This window comes from Methylibium rhizosphaerae (assembly GCF_006386545.1).
GTDB classification, from domain to species: domain Bacteria; phylum Pseudomonadota; class Gammaproteobacteria; order Burkholderiales; family Burkholderiaceae_C; genus Pseudorivibacter; species Pseudorivibacter rhizosphaerae.
In genome coordinates this window covers 1-15,551 of record NZ_SWAR01000035.1, presented here as the reverse complement: position 1 = coordinate 15,551, position 15,551 = coordinate 1, and the positions used below count along the sequence as shown (strand labels likewise).

Here is a 15,551-nt window from a genome sequence, read left to right as displayed (position 1 = left end):
GAGATTCAGCGCGCCGCGATCGGCAGCGTCTCCATCTGCGTCTCGGCGTCCTTCAGGTAGGTCTCGACCAGCATCGCCTCGAGGAGGCGGGTGTGGTCGAACACGACGTCGCGCAGCGCCGACAGCGGCCACGGCGTGCGGTGGAAGAGGTAGCCCAGGTAGCGGGCCAGCTTGGCGTTCTTGTTCGTGTAGCCGACACGCTGGCGGTCGTACCGCGCCAGGCCCTGGGCCAGCGCGTCGCGCTGCGCAAGATCCACGCCTTCCAGGCACTTCGCGAGCCACCAGCCGTCTTCGATGGCCATGCCCATGCCGTAGGCAGCATAGGGCGAGACCGGGTGCACCGCGTCGCCGACGAAGGACACACGGCCCTTGGACCAGCTCGGCAGCGCGGGTCGGTTGTAGATATCCCAGCGGAAGCAGTTGCGCTCGAAGTCGGTCGCCGCGGCCAGGCGTGGCAGTGGGTCGGTCCAGCCGCGCAGGTGGTTCGTCAGGTGTGTGCGGACGTCGCCCGCGAAGCGCTGCCCCTCTTTCCACGGCTCGACGACCCACCACTCCACGGCCGGCTTGCCCTCGTGCAGGATGGGGAAGAAGCTCGCCTGCACGTTGCGCGAATGCGAGATCCAGCCCACGCCGCGCGGCACGTCGTCACAGTGGCACCACGCCAGCCAGACCTGGATGCCGCAGTGGAACAGACCGAGCTCGCCGAAGGCCTGCCGCGCCACGGCCGAGCGGATGCCGTCGGCGCCGACGAGCAGGTCGGCCTCCCACCGGGTGCCGTCGTCGAAGTGGGCGGTGATCGAATCGGCCTGCTCGTCGTAGCGCGCGAAGTGCTTGCCCGGGTGGATCAGCCCCGGCGGCATCACCGCCAGCATGCGTTCGATCGCCGCCGAACGCAGCATGCCGTAGTGCCAGCCGGGAATGCCCGCGCGTGCCTCGGCGCGCGGATTGAACGGCAGCCGCGTGCGAAGCCGGCCGCGGTGGTTGCGGAACTCGGTGACGCCGGAGGCGCCGAGCTCGCGGATGTCGACGCCCATGTCGCGCAGCACCGAGAGCACCGGCAGCGACAGCAGCACCGCACCGCCGAGCGGCTTCACGGCATCCTGCCGCTCGAACAGGCGCACCTCGTGGCCGGCATGGTGGAAGGCGAGCGCGGCCGCGAGACCGCCGGGCCCGGCGCCGATGATCGCGACGCGGCGGCGGGGTGCGGGGGTGGTGATGTCCATGATGTTTGCCTTTCAGGAACGCGCCTTCAGCGCGCCATAGAACGCGGCCGAGCCCTGGGCGACGCGGGGCGAGCGCTTCAGCAGGAAGTGCGCGAGCGCCGGCAGCAGCACGAGTGCGCCGAGCATGTTCCACAGGAACATAAAGGCCAGCAGCAACCCCATGTCGGCCTGGAACTTGATGGGGCTGGCGACCCAGGTGATCACACCGATCGCGAGCGTCACGCCGGTCAGCATCACGACCTTGCCGGTGAACAGCAACGCGCGGTAGTAGCTCTCCGACAGGCTGCGCCCCTCGCGCAGCTGCGCGAGCGTCACGCTGAGGATGTACAGCGCATAGTCGACGCCGATGCCCACACCCAGAGCGATCACCGGCAGCGTGGCCACCTTCACGCCCATGCCGAGCGCGACCATCAGCGCCTCGGCGAGCACCGAGGTGAGCATCAGCGGCACGATGGCCACGACCACCGCGCGCCACGAGCGGAAGGTCACGAAGGCGAGCAGCGCGACCGCCGCGTACACCAGCGCCAGCATCGTGCGCCAGGCGTCCTTGACCACGATGTTGGTCGCCGCCTCGATGCCGGCCGAGCCGGCGGCGAGCAGGAACTTCACCTCGTCGGTGTCGTTCGCCGCGGCGAAGGCCTCGACATGCTCGACCACGCGCTCCAGTGTCTCGGCCTTGTGGTCGCGCAGGTAGACGGAGAGCGTGAGCAGCGAACAGGCGTCGTTGTACAGGCCGCGCGGCGCGCCAGCTGTGACGGTGTTCAGCATGTCCTGGTTGGGCAGGAACTCGTACCACTTCGGGCTGCCCTCGTTCAGCCCGGCGAGCACGCGGCGGTTCAGCAGCGCGAGCGAGTTGGTGCTCTCCACGCCGTCGAGCTGGCGCAGCTGCCACTCGAGCGCGTCCAGCTTGTTCAGCGTCTCGACCCTTGAGCACTGGCCCTCGGGTGCCTTCACCATCACCGCCAGCACGTCACTGGAGGCGCCGTAGGCCGCGTTGACGAAGGCGACGTCGCGGTTGTAGCGCGAGTCGGCCCGCAGCTCGGGCGCTCCGGGGTCAAGGTCGCCGATCTTCAGCTGCGTGCTCGCCGCGAATCCGAAAGCGCCCAGCAGCAGCGCGACGACGATCGCGAGCGTTGCGTGGCGCCGCTGCGTGTAGCGGTCCAGCAGGGCCCACAGCGGGTGCTTGCCGGCGCCCGCCGCATCGGCCGCCTCGGCGCGCAGGCTGCGCTGCGCCGCCTTGGCGCTGACGCCGGTGTAGCTCAGCAGGATCGGCAGCAGGATCAGGTTGGTGAAGATCAGCACGCCGACGCCGGTCGACGCCGCGATCGCCAGCTCGCGGATGACCTGGATGTCGATCACCAGCAGCACCGCGAAGCCCACTGCATCGGCCAGCAGCGCGGTCAGCCCGGCGAGGAACAGACGCCGGAAGGTGAAGCGCGCGGCGACGAGCTTCGGCAACCCGCGACCGATGTCCTGCATGATGCCGTTCATCTTCTGCGCGCCGTGGCTCATGCCGATGGCGAAGACGAGGAAGGGCACGAGGATCGAATACGGGTCGAGCGCGTAGCCCAGCGCCGGCAACAGGCCGAGCTGCCAGACCACCGCCACCAGCGAGGCCGCGACGACCAGCAGCGTCGAGCGCACGCAGCGCGTGTACCCGTACACCGCCGCGGTGGCGATGGCGACGGCCAGGGCGAAGAAGCCCAGCACCGCGCGCACGCCGTCGATCAGGTCGCCGACGATCTTCGCGAAGCCGGTCACGTGGATGTGGACGCTCCCTTCATATTTCGTGCGCAAGGCCTCGATGCGCTGCGCGAACGCGGCGTAGTCCAGCGCGCGGCCGTCGGCGTCGTGCGCGAGCAGCGGCACGTAGATCACGCTCGACTTCGCGTCGAGCGCGACGAGCTGGCCGATCTCGCCGGAACGCGCGATGTTGGCGCGCAACTGCTCCAGGCTTGTCGCCGACCCGTCGTAGCCGTCGGGGATCACCGGGCCGCCTTCCAGGCCCTCCTCGGTGACGCCGACCCAGCGTGTCGTCGGCGTCCACAGCGACTTCATCTGGTTGCGCGCGACACCGGGCACGAGGAAGACCTCATCGGAGATCTGGCGCAGCGTCTCCAGGTACTTCGCGTCGTAGATGCTGCCCCGGGGGTTCGCCACCGCGATGCGCACCGCGTTGCCCAGGCCGCTGAGCTCGCCCTGGTGCGCGAGGAAGTTGCGGATGTAGCGGTGTTCCGCCGGAATCGTCTTCTCGAAGCTCGCGTTCAGCTGCAGCCGCGTGGCCTGCCAGCCGAGCAGCGCGGTGACCAGCGCGCACAGCAGCACGACGATGGCGCGGTGGTTGAACAGCGCGCGCTCGATCAGCGAGCCGGAGCGCGGATCGAAGTCGGTAGGCACGACCGCGGAAGAGGTGTTCGACGCAGCCATCATTTAGAGCGTTCCGGTTCAGTGTCGGCGCGCTGTGCGCCTTGCACGGTCAAGGCGAGCAGCGGCGCGCCTGCGCGCGGCAGCAGCCCGTTCAGCGGCGGCAGCGGCTTCGTGTTCAACGGCACCATGTGGTCGCCCTGCAGCGCCATCACGAAACCGGCCTGGTTGGCCGCGAGCAGCCGGCCGTCGGGTGCGATCGCGGTCGCGGTGATCGAGGCCGGGATCGGCACCGCGACCGAGATCCAGTTCGCGCCGCCGTCGGTCGAGCGCAGCGTGGTGCCGCGCAGGCCGGCGAGCACGATGTCCTGTTCGCCCAGCAACTCGGCGCTGAAGAAGCTGCCCTTGTACGGCGTGTCGACGCGGCGGAAGCTGCGCCCGGCGTCGGTGGACAGCAGCACCAGGCCCTGCTCTCCGGCCAGCAGCAGCGTCTGCCCGCGCTGGCGTGCGGCGTACAGGTGCAGGCCCTTCGGATTGGGCAGGCGCGGCATCCACGACTGCCAGGTCGCTCCGCCGTCGTCGCTCGCCAGCGCCAGGCCGTAGGCGCCAACGACAAGCAGGCGCTGCCCGCCGAGCAGCAGCAGGTCGAGCAGCGGCTTGTCGGGCCCGTCGGCGAGCAGGCGCTCAGCCTCCTGCACCGCACGCGCGTCGCCGCCGGCGCGTGCGGCGTCGAGCACGGCCTGGGCGGCCTGCCGGCCATCGAGCCGGCGGCTCCAGCGTTCGCCGCCATCGTCGCTGGCGAGCACGGTACCGCCGTGCCCCACCGCCCACCCCTGCTTCGCGTCGGCGAAGCGCACCGCCGTCAGCGTGACGCTGGTGGGCACGCTGGCCTGACGCCAGTGGTGTGCACCGTCGTCCGAAAGCGCGACGATCCCGCGCTCGCCGACCGCGACGATGCGCTCGCCGGCGAGCGCTGCGCCGACGAGCACTGCCCGGTCCGGCGCACGCACGGCCAGCGCGGCGCGCTCCAGCGCCGGCCCGGTCGGCGTGGCGCCGCACAGGGCAGGCAGAACCGCCAGCGTGCACGCCACGAGCCGGCGCAGTGCGAAGGTGGACAAGCGCATGGTGCTTCGCCCGGCCTCAGCGCACGCCTTCGCCGGCCAGCGCGTCCGGCGAGAAGACGCTGTCCGGGAAGCGCGGCTTCACCGGGTACTGCGAGGACTTCGCGTTGTAGAGGTTGCCGATGAAGCCCTGGCCCGAGACCAGGTCGTTGAAACCGAACGAGCCGATCGGGTTGCCCGGCAGGTCCGGCGCGACGAAGGTCTGCGCCCACAGCGTCTTCCACAGCTGGCCCTTGGCATCCCAACGGTCGCCGAGCACGCAGACCCAGGTGTCCTCGTCGCAGTAGTAGCGGCTCTTGGGCGCCTGGTGGCGCTGGCCGGCGCGCAGGTTCGCCTCGACCACCCACACGCGGTGCAGCTCCCAGCGCATGTGGTCGGGGTTGAAGTGGTTCTTCGTGATGACCTCGGCGTCGGTCTTGGGCTGCAGGAAGCGGTTCGCGTTGTAGGGGATGAACATCTCCTGCTTGCCGACCAGCTTCCAATCGAAGCGGTCGAGCTTGCCGTTCCAGACCTCGATTTCGTCGAAGCTCATCACGCCGGCTGCGGCGGGCGTGGGCGTGTCGCAGCATGCGTTGGGCAGCTTGCGCACGCGCCTCTGTCCGGTGAGGTACACCCATGCTTGGCTCTTGCTGCCCTCCAGGTTCTCGCGCCCGAGGATGGCTTCGCCGGCCCGCATCGGCGGGCCCGCGTTGACGAGCCGGATCAACCAGTATTCGTTGCTCTTCGCGAAGCTCTCGGGATTGCCGTCCTGGAAGTAGTACGGCATCTGCTGCTCGGCCCGGCCGTCGGTCGTCAGCACGGCCTTGCCGTCGGCGGTCAGTTGGTACTGGTTGACGTTGAACTCCCACGAGGTCCCGCGCCAGCGCAGCGTGTGGTTCCACATCACCTCGGCGCCGGTCTTCGCGATCGGGAACGGAATGCCGCCGTAGGCGCCTTCGACCACGTCGCCATTGAGCTTCGCGCGGGTCGCGTTCTTCAGCGTGTTGTCGTAGACCCATTGCGGCGCGGCCGCGGTGCGATGGGTCTTGTAGACGTCGATGCGGTAGCTGTCTGGGTACTTCTTCAGCATCGCCTTCTGCCCGTCGCTGAGCTTGTCGGCGTACTGGTCGGCGTTCTTCGCGCTGATCGAGAACAGCGGCTTCTCGTCCTTGAAGGGGTCGCCGCGCCGGCCGCCGGCCTTGTCGCCGGCGATCGGCGTCGTGTAGCCGCCGCTCCACGCGGGGATGCTGCCGTCCTTGTTGCCGGCCTTCTCGGCGCCAAAGGGCGTCAGCTCGGTCTTCAGTTTCGCGGCTTCGTCGGCCGACACGGCGGCGCCGGCCGGCGCGAAGGCCAGCGCCATGCACGCGGCCAGGGTGATGCGGGTGAGCGTCGTCATCGGGAAACTCCAGTGTTCAGAACGTGCGGCGCAGCGACAGCGCCAAGTGGTCGCGGTCGGCCAGCGGGTTGCCATTGCCATAGACCGGCGTGCCGCCGGTCAGGATCGGCGAGAAGTCGACGAACGGCACGGCCTTGCCGAGGTAGTGCGTGTAGCTCAGCGCGAACTGCCAGACGCCGAGGTAGGTGCCTTCGACGCCGAGCGTCGCGCTGCCAGTCCCCTTGGCGCCCCAGCCCGCGCCGGTCACCGCCGAGTAGCCGTCCAGCATGTAGCGCAGGCCCACCGGCACGCTCAGGTCGAGGCCGGGCAGCGCCTGGCGGTAGCTCGGCGTGAAGATCAGCTGCAGCGCGGTGGCGTCGCGCGTGGTCGACTTGTCGAGTTCGTTGTTCGGGTCGTCCTTCGACAGCACGCGGTTCCACGCGATCTCGGCGACAAGCACCGATTCGCGCGCGATGAAGCTCGGCCCGAAGGTCGCGAGCGTCGACAGGTTCAGGTGCGCGGTGCGCCCGAGCGCCGGCTGCGGCTGCGATGCGCCGAAGCCGCCCGGGTAGATCATGTTGGCGCTGCGCAGCGGCATGTCGTCGCGCACCGACGCTTCGCTGGCGACGTTGAAGTCGCCGAACGAATGCGAGGCGCTCACGCCGACGGTCTTGACGTTCGAAGGGAACCGGTAGAACCACGTGCCGGGCAGCGTGCCGAAGGGGCTGGGCGGCGCGGCCGGGTTCAGGTTGCCGTAGAGCTGGCCCGACTTGTCGTGGAAGCGCGCGACGTAGGCGCCGAGGTCCGTCTCGCCGACGCGCCACTTCAGTTGCAGGCCGAACTGGCCCGAGTCCTTCGGCTTCTGGTCCGCGCCCGGCGTCAGCACGTAGTTGCCAGAGATCGGCGTGCCGGCCGGAATGCTGACGAACTCCGGCTGCTGCGAGCCCCACGGGATGTTGGCCGTCGAGAAGTAGCTGCCCGACGGCGCAAGCCGGTCTTCCTCCCAGCGGAACTGCACATACCCACCGACCGAGACGTCGGGCGTGACCTGCAGTTGCGCTGACAGCTGCGGCACCGGGCGGATGATCTCCTTGAACTGCGCGTTCGGCGAGGCGAGCAGCTTGTCGATGTCGACCGGGCCCTGCGCGCGTGCGATGCCGTTGTCGCCGAAGAACAGGCTCTCGCCGTACTGCAGCGCATGGCGGCCCAGGCGCCCGGTCAGCTTCATGCCGTTGTCCATGCGCCAGCCGCCGAACACGAAGGCGTCGAGCAGCTCCGCCTTCTCGCCGGCGACCTTCTTCGTGCGGGCCGGGAACTCGTCGAACGGCGTCTGGCCGATCGTGGGGTCGTTGTCGGCCTTCGTCTTGTGGTGCAGCTTGTCGTCGTACCAGGCGGCGCCGCTCAGGCGCAGGCCGAAGTCGCGGCGCCAGACGGCGTCGAACTCGGACAGCAGGTCGGCGCGTGCGGACACCAGGCCCTTCTTCTGGAAGTTCTGGTTGCCGGCGTTGAAGTTCAGCGCCTGCGGGAACGAGAACGAGGCCGGTGCCGGCGGCGACGCGCCGGTGGGCACCTGGCGGAACGAGTCCTTCAGCGCCGGATCCGCCGCCTCGGTGCGGATCTTCGTGCTCAGGCGCACGCTGTTGTCCCAGCGCACCGACCAGTCCGGGTTTTCGGCGTCGATCTCGAAGGCCTGCGCGCTGAAGGCAAGCGCCGCGGCGGCGGCGAGCGCTGTCGGTCGCAGCGCCTGGTGAGTTTTCATCGGTCGTCTCCTCGTCTCGGTGGAAGTGCTGTCGTCATGCCGGCTGAGCAACGGTCTGCGCGAGCCCCTCCATCAGCCGGTTCAGGTCGGCGCTGCTGTCGGGCTGCAGGTCCCAGCGCGCCGCAGTCGTCGTGAGGTCGTACACGCGGCGCACGCGCTCGGCGCGGCGGCGCTCGAACGCGTCGAACAGCTCGGCGCAGCCCGTCGCGCCGTCGAGCAGGTCGGCGAGCACACGCGCGTCCTCGACCGCCTGCGCGGCCGCTTGGCCGAAGTGCGGCGGCAGCGCGTGTGCGCAGTCGCCGACCGCGAGCACGGCGCCGCGGTACCAGGGCATCTGGAGCAAGGCCGAGCGGGCCGGGCGAAGCGTGATCGGCGTGTGCTCATCGAGCCGCGGCTTGAGCGCACGCAGGCGCGGTGCGAACGTCGCCAGCGCCCGGCGCAGGTGTTCGGCCGGCGCGATGCCCTCGGGCGCCACGCCCGGCTCGGTCAGCAACAGCCCGGCCTGGTCGTGCCGCACCGGCACCAGCACCGCGCGATGGCCCGCGTCGCCATAGGCGATCAACGGGCGGTCGAGGTCGACGGGGCGCGGCAGAAGCGCATACCACCAGGACTGGGGGAGTTCGGACGCGGGCCTGGCGTGCGGGAACAGCGTCAGCGGCAGCTCGCTGCCCGCACCTACGGCGAGCACGACGAAGTCGGCCTCGACCGCCTCGCCGCCGTCGATATCGACTCGCGCCACGCCCGCGTGTTGGTGCACCGCCTGCGCCCGCGCCGCGCGCCGCAGCGCGACGCCTCGGTGCAGCGCCGCGCGTTCGAGCAGGCGATGCAGTTCGTCGTGACGGATACCGAGCGCGGCCGGAAAGCGCGGGCCGGCAAGCCGTTCGGTCGGCAACTCGTGCAGGTGCCGCCCGTAGCGATCGATCACGTCGATGCCGCGGTACGGAAAGCCGGCGCGCACGCAATCGTCGCCGATGCCCAAGGCGACGAGATCGCGCAGCATGCTCGGCACGACCTCGATGTGCGCGGCCAGCGCACGCGGTTCGGCCGCTTCGTCGAGCAGTTGCACGCGCATCCCGCGGCTGGCTGCGGCGAGCGCACAGCACAGGCCAGCGAGTCCGGCGCCGATCACGCAGACGCGTACCAGGCGCTGCGTCATCGCAGCACCTCGTGCATCGCAGGCGTGAGTTCGCCCTTCGCATGGCCGCTAGCCATTCGTTGTCTCCGTGTTGTGGTTGGGATCGGGTTGACGAGAGATTACGAAACCGCGGCCATTCAGCAAAATGGTTTGGGTGGATGCCGCGAATGGACGCGGTCAATACTTTTCGGGTTAACCCTCGGCAATGCGCTTCAACAAGCTCGACCTGAATCTGCTCGTGGCGCTCGACGCCCTGCTGACCGAATGCAGCATCACGCGCGCCGCGGAGCGCGTGCATCTGTCCCAATCGGCGATGAGCAATGCGCTCGGTCGACTGCGCGACTACTTCGAGGACGAGTTGCTGGTGCAGGTTGGTCGCCGGCTCGAGCCGACTCCGCGCGCCGAGATGCTGCGCGAAGCCGTGCGCGACGTGCTGGTGCGCATCGACACCTCGATCGCCGCGCAGCCGCAGTTCGACTGCACGAGCTCGGACCGCGAGTTCCGCCTGTGCATCTCCGACTACTCGATGGAGGTGCTGCTGCCGCGCGTGCTGGAGATCGCCGCGCGCCAGCGCAGCACGGTGCGATTCCGCCTGCAGCCGCAGGTGGCGTATCCGGCGCGTGCGCTCGAGCGTGGCGAGGCAGACCTGCTCGTGATCCCCAAGGCCTATGTCTCGCCCGACCACCCGACCGATCTGCTGTTCAACGACGAGTTCGTCTGCACCGTGTGGCGCGAGAGCAGCCATGCGCGCCGCGGCCTGAGCTTCGACGACTACGCGGCCGCCGGCCACGTCGTGATGCAGCCGGTGGACACCGACAAGCCCGCGTTCGAGAGCTGGTTCGTGCAGCGCTTCGGGCTGTCACGCCGCATCGAGCTGACGACCTACAGTTTTGCGGCGCTGCCCTTCCTCGTCGTCGGCACCGAGCGTGTCGCGACGGTGCACTCGATGCTCGCGCGGGCCGTCGAGCCCGCGCTGCCGATCAAGCTGTTACCGCTGCCGCTGCCGATGCCGCCCTTCGAGCAGGCCATGCAGTGGCACAAGCACCGGTCGCTGGACCCCGGGCTGCTGTGGTTGCGCGACGTGATGAAGCAGGCTGCGCAGGAGCTACCGGCCGGCGGGGCTGGGGCATCAGCCAGCATTTGAGTCGCTACACGACGACGACTGTCGGGTTTGTGACCCTCGGGGTAAACGACGGCCGCCGCCGGCGAGCCGTCATTTCCGAGGGTCGGCTCAGCGCCACATCGCTGACCTTTGCGCCGGTTGGTCAATCGCGTCCGGCGTCGGGCTTGCACCGCCTGTCGCTACGCTGCCGCGACCAACCTCTGCACGATCCGCCGCGCGCGGTTGCCGCCCACATCCACGTGGATGTCAACCCACTCCGGCTTGCCGCCGAAGTCCTTCATGTTGCGGTACTGAGCTTCAATCACAGCCCGATCCTCGTCAAAGGTGAACGCGGTCTGCCGGATCACCTCGTCGATGTTTTCGGGCATGTCCGGGTGGCGGGTGCTGGCCATGCTCCAGAAGTAGTGGCAGGTTTCCTCGGTCTCGGGGGTGATTCCGTGGAAGCCGCGCATGTGGAAGCCTCCGCGGTTCGGATCGTCGATGGCGTCCGTGCCGGACTCCACGGCGCCGGTCCAAATCTTCAGGTGTGACAGCTCGAACTCGATCTCCTGCCAGCGGTCGCATGTGTCGCCGAAGGGCCAGGCGGCCTTGTACGTGGGCGGCGGCGTGGAGCCGGGCATGAGGCGCACCACGCGCACCTTGTCGCCGTCCTGGGTGACTTTCATGTCGGCCGTCATGTGCAGACGCGCGTTGCCGCCGATCGTCTTGAGGTGCACATACCCGAGATGGCTCAGGTCCAGCAGGTTGTCGTGTATCAGTTGCCAGGGCGCCTGATAGTGGTATTTGCCGGTGCCGAACTTGAAGCGCGCGTCGTCGTGCCACGGATAGTCTGGCGCCTCGCGTGCGGGGGCCACGCCCAGCTCCTGCGGCATCCAGATCCACAGGATGTGGTTCTTCTCGACGATGTGGTAGGCCTTCACGCAGGCCTTGGTGGGCACGCGGTCCTGACCCGGCACTTCGATGCACTGGCCACTGGGCGCATACAGCATGCCGTGGTAGCCGCAGCGCACGCCCCCCGCTTCCACGGTGCCGCACGACAAGGGCAGCGAGCGGTGGCAGCAGCGGTCTTCCAGCGCCGCCACGCGGCCATCGCCCGTGCGAAACAGCACCATCTTCTGGTTGAGAAATGTGCGGGCGATCGGCTTGTCGGTGAGCTCGGACGAGAAGCCGGCTACGTACCATTGGTTCAGCGGAAAGAGGCTCATGTGGGCGGACTCCTTGAAGGTGAGCTGCGAGGTCACAGGTCCAGGATCAGGACGGGCGTCTTGGAACGCGAGCAGCAAGGCGTGAACTGGTCGTTCGCCGCGCGCTCGGCGTCGGTGAGATAGCTGTCTCGGTGGTCCGGCGTGCCTTCCAGCACGGGCGTGAGGCAGCTGCCACAGACGCCGGATTCGCAGGAGAACGCAACGTCGATGCCACCGTCGAGGAGGACCTGCAGCACGCTCTTGTCCGCGGGGATCTGCAGCGTCCGCTTCGAGCGCGCGAGTTGGATGTCGAACCCCGTGTCCGCCGGCGACGACACCACCGATCCCGCGAAGTACTCGCGGTGCAGCCGCTCCTCGGCCCAACCGAGGCGCCGCGCCGTTCCCAGCACATGGTCCATGAAGCCGGACGGCCCGCACACATACAGGTGCGTGCCAGGTTGTGCGCCCGACAACACGCTGTCTGCGTCGAACTTCTGCGCCGGCAGGCCGTCGTCGAAGTGAAAGCGGGCGCGCTGCCCGAACGCTGCGGCGCGCAGCTCGTCGAGGAAAGCCGTGCGCCCAGGCGAGCGCGTGCAGTAGTGCATCTCGAAGCTGCCGCCCTCGCGATGCAGTGTCTTTGCCATCGCGAGGATGGGCGTGACGCCGATGCCGCCCGCGAGAAGCAGGCTATGCGGCGCCGGCACGAGCGCGAAGTGGTTGCGCGGGGTGCTCACGCGCAGCGTGCTGCCGGGCTTCACTTCATCATGCATACCGGCCGAGCCCCCGCGTGATGCGGGCTCGCGCAGCACCGCGATGCGCCAGCGGCGGCGGTCACCAGGCTCTCCGCACAGCGAGTACTGGCGCACCACACCCGGCTGCACGTACACGTCGATGTGCGCGCCCGCAGTGAAGGGTGGCAGCTCGCCCCCATCAGGCCGCGCCAGCTCGAAGCTGCAGATGCCTTCGGCTTCCTGCCGGCGGCGGCTGACGATCAGTTCCAATTCGTCCATCGCTTCATTCCTCTTCCGGCGCGCGCTTGCGCGGGCGCTTGGCCGCGTTCGGGTAGTTCCTGTCGATAAAGGCCTGCGTGGCGGCCTCCACGGCGGGCAGGTTCTCGTGCAGGCGCCGCAGCAGACCGATGAGCGTTTCGACCTCCTGCTTGCTCAGCACGGAGAGGAACGCCCGTTCGCGCTCCAGCGCCACATCGCGGATCTGGTCGTGCAGCGCCCGCCCTTTGGGCGTGAGCACGGCCACGCGGGCGCGTCCGTCGTTGGGATCCAGCTCCACGCGGATCAGGCCGGTTTCCTGCATCGCCTTGAAACAGCGGCTCACCGACGCCTTGTCCAGACCAATCACCTTGGAGACCTGCTGCGCCGAGATGGAACCCTCAATGGCCAGCAGCACCAGGCAGCGCCAGGTCTCGATTCCGACGTCGAAAAGATTCAAGTAGTGCTGCGAGGCGCTGCGCGACAGCTTGTTGGCGATCCACGTGAGGTAGGCGGGCACATAGCGGTCGAGGTCGACCGGCTTGGCGCTCTTGGCGGGGGCGGAGGCCCTGGCGGCGTTCATGACCCGACTTTCTGCATACATCCGTGTCCCTTCGTTGTCAGTGCACCGCCATGCCGACCCAGCGCTCCAGCGTGGCATCGTCCTGCAGCAGGTCACCAGCCTCAGCTTCGTGCACCACCGTGCCGTGGTCGAGGATCACCGCGCGCTGTGCATAGCCCAGCGCTTCGTCCACCTGCTGCTCCACGATCACCACGGCGATCTCTGTCTGCCGGCTCATGTTGCGAAAGGCTGCCAGCAGCTCCTGCCGGATCAGCGGCGCCAAGCCCTCGAGCGGCTCGTCCAGCAGCAGCAGGCGCGGCTGCCCCAGCAGCGCCCGCGCCACCGACAGCATCTGCTGCTCACCGCCCGACAGCTGCGCACCGCCGTTGCGGCGTCGCTCGGCCAGCCGCGGAAACAATGCGTACGCCTCGTCGAGCGCGACGCGCGGTCGCTGCTTGAGCCCGGCCAGCAGGTTCTCCTCCACCGTGAGCGAGGGGAAGATGTCGCGCGTCTGCGGCACGTAGCCCAGGCCGCGCTGAGCCCGCTGGTGCGGACTCAGCGAAGAAACGTCCTCGCCCTCGAACACGATGCGGCCCGCGCGCAGCGGCACCAGGCCCATCACGGCACGCAGCGCGGTGGTCTTGCCCACGCCGTTGCGGCCGATCATGGCCAAGCGCTGCCCCGTCGTGACCTCGAACGAGAGGCCGTCCAGCACGGTTGTGGGCCCGTAGCCGGCGACGGCCTGTTGCACGGAAAGCATGGCGTCGCTCATCTCAATTCCCCAGGTAGGCGGCCCGGACCTTGGGATCGCGGCGGATCTGCTCGGGCGTTCCGTCCGCGAGCACCGCGCCTTCGGCCAGCACCAGGATGCGTGTGGCAAAGCGGAACACCAGCTCCATGTCGTGCTCCACGATCAGCACGCCCAGCTCGCGCGGCAATGCATCCAGCGCAGCCAGCAGCCGCGCGCCGTCGCCTTTGGGCACGCCCGCCATGGGCTCGTCCAGCAGCAACACCTGGGGCCGAAGCGCCAGCGCCAGCGCCATTTCGACCAGGCGCTGCTCACCATAGGCCAGGTCCTGTGTCGGCGTGGCGGCGTGCCTGCGCAGCCCGAAGCGGGCCAGCAGTTCTTGCGCCTCGGCCTGCAATGCGGGGTAGCTGTCGATACGGCGCCAGGCACGCCAGGTGAGGCGCTCGCGCTCGAACAGCGCCAGCTCGATCTGCCGCTGCACCGGGAAGTGCGGCGCCAGCGTGGTGATCTGGAAGGTGCGGGCCAGTCCCGCTCTCACGCGGCCGGCCTGGTGCTGCCGCGTCACGTTCTCGCCGCGCAGGTGGATCGCGCCAGAGTCCGGGCGCAAGACGCCGCTGATCTGATGGACCAGCGTTGTCTTGCCGGCGCCATTGGGACCGATCAGCGCGAGGCGCTCGCCTTCGGTGAGGCTGAACGACACGTTGCGTGTGACGTGCAGGCCGCCGAAGCGCTTGTCCAGCGAACGGGCTTCCAGCAACTGCGTCATGACCCAGCTCCCACGCGGGACCGCAGCCAGGCCCATGCCTTGGCCGGCGGTACGAAGACGACCAGCATCAGCAGGATGCCCACCACGAATAGCCAGTGGTACGGATTGATGGAAGCCGCCGTGTGATGCAGCAGCGTGAACACGGCGGCGCCCACCAGCGCGCCGGTGAGGCGCCCCGCACCGCCGAGGATCAGCATCACCAGCGCCTCGGCGGACAAGGCGAACGACAGGCTGTCGAGCCCCACCACTGCGGTGGTCTGCGCCGAGAGCGCGCCGGCAGCGCCCGCCACCGCGCCAGCCACGGTGTACAGCACGAGCAGCCGCGCGTAGACCGGTGTGCCCAGCGCCGCCATGCGCGCGCGGTTCTCGTGGATACCGCGCACCGCCAGGCCGAAAGGCGAATCGACCAGCCGGCGCAGCACGTACAGCGCGATGACCAGCACGGCCAGCGAGTACAGCGCCGCGACGCGCCCCTCCAGGTCGAAGACAAATCGGCCCAGCAGCGGACCCACGCTGAATCCGGAAAGACCGTCGTCGCCGCCCGTCCAGTCACGCGCTTTCTGCGCCAGGCTGAGGACGATCTGCGCCACGGCCACGGTGAGCATCAGGAACGTAAAGCCCCGATAGCGCAGCAGGAAGGCGCCTGAGGCTAAGGCGAGCAGCGCACCGGCCGTGACCCCAATCCCGAGGCCCACCAGAGGATCGGGCATGGCCTTCAGTGCAAAGATGCCGGCAGCATAGGCGCCGACACCAAATAGCGCGGCGTGGCCCAAGGTCGCCAGTCCGGCGACGCCGACCGCGAGGTCCAGCGACAGCACGAACAACGCCGTGATGAAGACGCGCGTAAGCAGGCTGGCGTGCTCAGGCAGCAGAGTGCACGCAACAAGGCCGATGACGAGAGCGGCGAGCGGCGCGCGCGAGGGCGGTGCGCAGCGCGGCGCGCTGGCGTCGGCCTTCTCCAGCCGCGCCCGGAGCAAAGTCATGGAGTTCATCGCTTCAACAATCCGTCGGGTCGCCATGCCAGTAACGCGGCCATCGCCAGGAAGAAGAACAGGCTGCCCCACTCGGACGCCAGGTACTTGCTGGCGGTCTCGATCACGCCGAGAACTTGTTCGGCCACAAGAAGGTCCGCTACAAGGGGCTGGCCAAGAACGAGGCGCAGCTGTTCAGCCTGTTCGGGCTGGCCAACATCGTCATCGCCAAGCGGCACTTGTTGGCGCTGCACG

13 protein-coding genes and 1 pseudogene are annotated in these 15,551 nt (G+C 69.0%); 2 read left to right on the top strand and 12 right to left on the bottom strand.

Going from position 1 to position 15,551, the window contains the following annotated elements:
- Positions 1–5: 5 nt before the first annotated feature.
- The 6 genes from E8D38_RS21235 to E8D38_RS21210 are packed head-to-tail and all read right to left on the bottom strand — an operon-like array spanning position 6 to position 8,977.
- Positions 6–1,223: an FAD-dependent oxidoreductase gene (locus tag E8D38_RS21235; protein WP_140635322.1), complete on the bottom strand. Its 1,218-nt coding sequence runs from the start codon at positions 1,221–1,223 to the stop codon at positions 6–8.
- Between the two features lie 12 nt (positions 1,224–1,235).
- Entirely contained in the window at positions 1,236–3,650 is a 2,415-nt protein-coding gene (locus E8D38_RS21230; protein ID WP_140635416.1) for an efflux RND transporter permease subunit, read from the bottom strand.
- Positions 3,650–4,705, bottom strand: coding sequence for a WD40/YVTN/BNR-like repeat-containing protein (locus tag E8D38_RS21225; RefSeq protein WP_181179320.1), 1,056 nt, complete (start codon positions 4,703–4,705; stop codon positions 3,650–3,652). Before E8D38_RS21225 ends, E8D38_RS21230 begins: the two co-directional genes overlap by 1 nt.
- A 22-nt stretch (positions 4,706–4,727) precedes the next feature.
- A complete protein-coding gene (locus E8D38_RS21220) occupies positions 4,728–6,083 on the bottom strand; it encodes a DUF1329 domain-containing protein (protein ID WP_140635318.1) in 1,356 nt (451 codons plus the stop codon).
- 16 nt (positions 6,084–6,099) lie between these two features.
- Complete coding sequence (locus E8D38_RS21215; protein WP_140635316.1) at positions 6,100–7,821, bottom strand: DUF1302 domain-containing protein; 1,722 nt, start codon at positions 7,819–7,821, stop codon at positions 6,100–6,102.
- Positions 7,822–7,855: 34 nt separating this feature from the next.
- The gene (locus E8D38_RS21210) at positions 7,856–8,977 is read right to left on the bottom strand and encodes an FAD-dependent monooxygenase (protein ID WP_140635314.1); all 1,122 of its coding nucleotides are present in this window, start codon (positions 8,975–8,977) and stop codon (positions 7,856–7,858) included.
- A gap of 184 nt (positions 8,978–9,161) precedes the next feature.
- Here E8D38_RS21210 and E8D38_RS21205 point away from each other — a divergent pair, with 184 nt between their 5' ends.
- On the top strand, positions 9,162–10,100 hold the full coding sequence (locus E8D38_RS21205; protein ID WP_140635312.1) for a LysR substrate-binding domain-containing protein: 939 nt from the start codon (positions 9,162–9,164) through the stop codon (positions 10,098–10,100).
- Positions 10,101–10,258: 158 nt separating this feature from the next.
- Here the strand turns inward: E8D38_RS21205 and E8D38_RS21200 are convergent, their stop codons facing one another.
- The 6 genes from E8D38_RS21200 to E8D38_RS21175 are packed head-to-tail and all read right to left on the bottom strand — an operon-like array spanning position 10,259 to position 15,317.
- Positions 10,259–11,284, bottom strand: coding sequence for an aromatic ring-hydroxylating oxygenase subunit alpha (locus tag E8D38_RS21200; RefSeq protein WP_140635414.1), 1,026 nt, complete (start codon positions 11,282–11,284; stop codon positions 10,259–10,261).
- Between the two features lie 32 nt (positions 11,285–11,316).
- Positions 11,317–12,273 (bottom strand): PDR/VanB family oxidoreductase, encoded by a 957-nt coding sequence (locus tag E8D38_RS21195; protein WP_140635310.1) that lies wholly within the window; start codon positions 12,271–12,273, stop codon positions 11,317–11,319.
- Positions 12,274–12,277: 4 nt separating this feature from the next.
- Positions 12,278–12,832, bottom strand: coding sequence for a MarR family winged helix-turn-helix transcriptional regulator (locus tag E8D38_RS21190; protein WP_140635308.1), 555 nt, complete (start codon positions 12,830–12,832; stop codon positions 12,278–12,280).
- Between the two features lie 37 nt (positions 12,833–12,869).
- Positions 12,870–13,571, bottom strand: coding sequence for an ABC transporter ATP-binding protein (locus tag E8D38_RS21185; RefSeq protein WP_425462804.1), 702 nt, complete (start codon positions 13,569–13,571; stop codon positions 12,870–12,872).
- Between the two features lie 13 nt (positions 13,572–13,584).
- Positions 13,585–14,325: an ABC transporter ATP-binding protein gene (locus E8D38_RS21180; RefSeq protein ID WP_140635304.1), complete on the bottom strand. Its 741-nt coding sequence runs from the start codon at positions 14,323–14,325 to the stop codon at positions 13,585–13,587.
- A complete protein-coding gene (locus E8D38_RS21175; protein ID WP_246099597.1) occupies positions 14,322–15,317 on the bottom strand; it encodes a branched-chain amino acid ABC transporter permease in 996 nt (331 codons plus the stop codon). The genes E8D38_RS21180 and E8D38_RS21175 overlap by 4 nt, the downstream gene beginning before the upstream one ends.
- Before the next feature lie 110 nt (positions 15,318–15,427).
- Here E8D38_RS21175 and E8D38_RS21170 point away from each other — a divergent pair.
- Positions 15,428–15,551 (top strand): annotated as a pseudogene (locus E8D38_RS21170) (IS5/IS1182 family transposase); the annotation flags it as partial.

What these genes read in the sequence shown, in the direction of transcription:
- E8D38_RS21235 (WP_140635322.1), bottom strand. Translation starts at nt 1,223, where the DNA reads ATGGACATCACCACCCCCGCACCCCGCCGCCGCGTCGCGATCATCGGC.
- E8D38_RS21230 (WP_140635416.1), bottom strand. Translation starts at nt 3,650, where the DNA reads ATGGCTGCGTCGAACACCTCTTCCGCGGTCGTGCCTACCGACTTCGAT.
- E8D38_RS21220 (WP_140635318.1), bottom strand. Translation starts at nt 6,083, where the DNA reads ATGACGACGCTCACCCGCATCACCCTGGCCGCGTGCATGGCGCTGGCC.
- E8D38_RS21215 (WP_140635316.1), bottom strand. Translation starts at nt 7,821, where the DNA reads ATGAAAACTCACCAGGCGCTGCGACCGACAGCGCTCGCCGCCGCCGCG.
- E8D38_RS21210 (WP_140635314.1), bottom strand. Translation starts at nt 8,977, where the DNA reads ATGACGCAGCGCCTGGTACGCGTCTGCGTGATCGGCGCCGGACTCGCT.
- E8D38_RS21205 (WP_140635312.1), top strand. Translation starts at nt 9,162, where the DNA reads ATGCGCTTCAACAAGCTCGACCTGAATCTGCTCGTGGCGCTCGACGCC.
- E8D38_RS21200 (WP_140635414.1), bottom strand. Translation starts at nt 11,284, where the DNA reads ATGAGCCTCTTTCCGCTGAACCAATGGTACGTAGCCGGCTTCTCGTCC.
- E8D38_RS21195 (WP_140635310.1), bottom strand. Translation starts at nt 12,273, where the DNA reads ATGGACGAATTGGAACTGATCGTCAGCCGCCGCCGGCAGGAAGCCGAA.
- E8D38_RS21190 (WP_140635308.1), bottom strand. Translation starts at nt 12,832, where the DNA reads ATGAACGCCGCCAGGGCCTCCGCCCCCGCCAAGAGCGCCAAGCCGGTC.
- E8D38_RS21185 (WP_425462804.1), bottom strand. Translation starts at nt 13,571, where the DNA reads ATGCTTTCCGTGCAACAGGCCGTCGCCGGCTACGGGCCCACAACCGTG.
- E8D38_RS21180 (WP_140635304.1), bottom strand. Translation starts at nt 14,325, where the DNA reads ATGACGCAGTTGCTGGAAGCCCGTTCGCTGGACAAGCGCTTCGGCGGC.
- E8D38_RS21175 (WP_246099597.1), bottom strand. Translation starts at nt 15,317, where the DNA reads ATGAACTCCATGACTTTGCTCCGGGCGCGGCTGGAGAAGGCCGACGCC.